This is a genomic window from Streptomyces sp. NPDC041796 (genome assembly GCF_055590785.1).
In genome coordinates this window covers 1-2,768 of record NZ_JBVJAH010000088.1, presented here as the reverse complement: position 1 = coordinate 2,768, position 2,768 = coordinate 1, and the positions used below count along the sequence as shown (strand labels likewise).

The following is a 2,768-nucleotide window of genomic DNA, read 5'->3' as shown; positions in this document are numbered from 1 at the left end:
CTCGCCACCCGTTACCGGGCCGGAGTCGTTCTGGCCTCGCTGATCCTCTGGCTTCGCGAAGCAACCAGGTGATCATTTGTCAGACAGGCCCTAGGGGAGAACCGTAGATCTGGAGCACATTCGCATGAGCCGCAGTGAGCTGGTGGCCGCGCTCGTCGACCGCACCGAGGTGACCCGCAAGGACGCCGACGCCGTGCTAGCCGCCTTCGCCGAGGTCGTCGGTGAGGTTTTCGCCAAGGACGAGAGATAAGTTCACAAGCCCGGGCTTCCTAACCGGGGCTGAGTAGCAGCGGTACAGCGGTTAACGGCGAGAATGATCTTGCTGGTGCTGCTCGGTCTCAGCGTCCTCGACCACTTGGGCCTGGAGGCGCTGGCGTTGGCTGATCTCCTCGGGGGTGAGCGGGCGGGTCGGCGGATGCGGACGGCTTGGGCTTCATGGGCAGGCCGTCGTCCGCCGCGGCGTTTTCGGCTTCGGCGAGTACCCGGTACAGCGAGGCGACCGACGGGGACGTGCCCGCGTTCTTCCCGGTCTTGATGGTGAGCTTCCTGGCGATCTCGGGGGCGGGAATGCCCTTGTCCTTGAGTGCGACGGCGAAGGTGAGCATGTCGTCGTCGATGACCTTCGGCCGCCCGCCGTGGTTGCCTTTGGACGCGGCGATGACCTGGCCTTCGAGGGTCTTCTCCCGAATGTAGTTGCGGTCGAGTTGAGCGGCGACGGCGAGCACGGCGAAGAACATGGCGCCCATGCCGTTGGGGTCGTAGATGCCGGTGAGCGGGCCGGTGAGGAATTCGAGCTGCACGCCGGCGTCCTGGAGCTGGCCGGAGAGGGTCATCAGCTCGGCGGCATTGCGGGCGAGGCGCTTGAGTTCGTGGACGGTGAGGATGACCTCCTGGTCGGGGGCGGCCTCCTTGATGTCGTACGCCAGCTTCAGCGCCTTCTCCAGCTCGGGGCGCACCTCGACCCGGGTGGAGATCTTCTCGGGAGAAGATCCGCTTGCAGACCGGTTGGAGCGCGGCGAGCTGGCTGGCGAGTTCCTGCTGGGCGGTCGAGCAGCGGGCGTACCCGATCCGGATCGGCTTGGCCGCCGCGGCGGCCGGCGCCGCCTCGACGGGCGAGCCCGGCTTCCATTGCCGTCCCGGGCCCCGACCCTCCGGCGTCGGCACCTCCAGCTCCTCGCGGAGCGCGGGAACGAGGATGAAGCGGGCGGTGTGGTACATCGTCGCGGTCTTCCCGCTCCGGGTGCGGCAGGCGCTGCCGGCCGGGACCTCGCACTTCGGACACTTGTTTCGTTCCAGCGCGTTTGCAGCTTGATCGGGCGTCAGATCCACCCCGGCAGTCTGTCAGAACTGTCTCGCAGAACACGCCGGTTTTGAGAGGAGTTCTGCGAACGGCGACCTGCGGATTCGTGATCGGCAGCGGAGTGTTCGCAGAACTCTCGCAACTGGTCAATTGCGAGAATCGGGCGGAAGAGGGTTTGCCCTGAGCCAGCGCCGGACTTCCTGCGCCTCATGCAGACGCCCGAGATGATCAAGCAACGCCGCCTGTAGGTCCAGCACAACATGTAGTTGCGGAAACAGCCGAGGCATCACGACAACCTGGTTACGGTAGCTCTCCACAGCCTGTCCTATGGCACGCAGTGCTCCGGAAGCGTCATTTCCCCTCGCCAGAAGCAGGCCAAGATTGTATAGCGAGCGGGCGAGGTCGGGTTCGTGGGCGGCCGGGTTGTCCTGCGCCAGCCGGCGGTAGGTCTCCACCGCCTGTTCGGTGGCGGTGAGGGCTTCGGCCCGCCGCCCCACCTCCTTCAGCCGGACGCCAAGGTTGAATAGCGAGCGGGCGAGGTCGGGTTCGTGGGCGGCCGGGTTGTCCTGCGCTAGTCGACGCCGGATCTCCACCGCCTGCTGCTGAGCGGTCAGGGTTTCGGCAGGTTGCCCCACCTCCGCCAGCCGCAGGGCGAGTACGGAAAGCGATGCGGCGAGGACGGGTTCACAGGCGGCCGGGTTGTCCTGCGCCAGTTGCTGGTTGGCCTGCACGAGGGCGCCAATGAGCCGCAGGGCGAGGGGGGCGATGATGCGGGATGGATAGGGGAGTGCGGCTGAGGCGGTCTGGACGGCGTGGCAGGCGAGGGGAATGGTGTCCAGGGCCGTGTTCAGGGTGTGTAGGACGTGTTCGCTGTCGGTGCTGCGTTCGGCGTTGTAGTGGGCGATGACGGCGCGGGCCAGGACGGTGATGGTTTGGGCCTGCTGGGCGGCGGTGCCCGCGGTAAGGAGGGAGGGCAGCAGGTTGCTGTTTTGTTCGAGGATCTGGGAGGCGTGGTATTCGGCAATGCGGTCAGGTTGCAGGGATCCCCAGTAGCGGTCCGGGCCGCCCGGGTACAGGGAGGCCAGCCAGGCTGTGATGGATGCCTGCTGGTGGTCTGGCAGGCCGGGCAGGGCGGTGATGACGCGCAGGGCTTCGTCCCGGGAGCCGGCCCCGCACAGTGCCGCCGTCGCGACGGCGGCACCCAGGGTGGGAACAGGCAGGTCGAGTTTGTAGGCGGGGGTCTTGGCGCTGGCTTCCCAGAAGCGTTCCTCATGTTTGAGAAGGGTGCGTTCCGGCGGGGTGCCGGGGGGCGCGTCGGCGGGCCCGGGCCCGTGCTGGAGGAGGGTGACCAGGACGGACATCTGCAGGGTGAGTGAGGGGCCTCGCGTTCTTCGGACAGGGTCTTGACTGTCGCGTTCAGGCGGCGGTCCGCAACTGCATGTGCTCGGCGTGGACTTCTTGCGGAGGG

The 2,768-nt window shown here is 67.2% G+C and carries 2 protein-coding genes and 2 pseudogenes; 1 reads left to right on the top strand and 3 read right to left on the bottom strand.

The features are described 5' to 3' along the window. Nucleotides 1-124: 124 nt before the first annotated feature. A pseudogene (locus tag ACZ6C1_RS38920) lies at nucleotides 125-275 on the top strand (HU family DNA-binding protein); the annotation flags it as partial. 63 nt (nucleotides 276-338) lie between these two features. Here ACZ6C1_RS38920 and ACZ6C1_RS38915 read toward each other — a convergent pair. The 3 genes and pseudogenes from ACZ6C1_RS38915 to ACZ6C1_RS38905 form a co-directional block, all read right to left on the bottom strand. Then, a complete protein-coding gene (locus ACZ6C1_RS38915) occupies nucleotides 339-956 on the bottom strand; it encodes a recombinase family protein (RefSeq protein WP_469247746.1) in 618 nt (205 codons plus the stop codon). A gap of 256 nt (nucleotides 957-1,212) precedes the next feature. Further along, nucleotides 1,213-1,329: pseudogene (locus tag ACZ6C1_RS38910) on the bottom strand (zinc finger domain-containing protein); the annotation flags it as partial. A gap of 117 nt (nucleotides 1,330-1,446) precedes the next feature. Continuing rightward, nucleotides 1,447-2,661 carry a tetratricopeptide repeat protein gene (locus ACZ6C1_RS38905; RefSeq protein ID WP_469247744.1) on the bottom strand — a complete coding sequence of 405 codons (1,215 nt, stop codon included), beginning with the start codon at nucleotides 2,659-2,661 and terminating at the stop codon, nucleotides 1,447-1,449. Nucleotides 2,662-2,768 lie beyond the last annotated feature (107 nt).

Bases quoted from the DNA above. Each gene is read 5' to 3' on its own strand.
- ACZ6C1_RS38905 (WP_469247744.1), bottom strand. From the start codon at position 2,661: ATGTCCGTCCTGGTCACCCTCCTCCAGCACGGGCCCGGGCCCGCCGAC.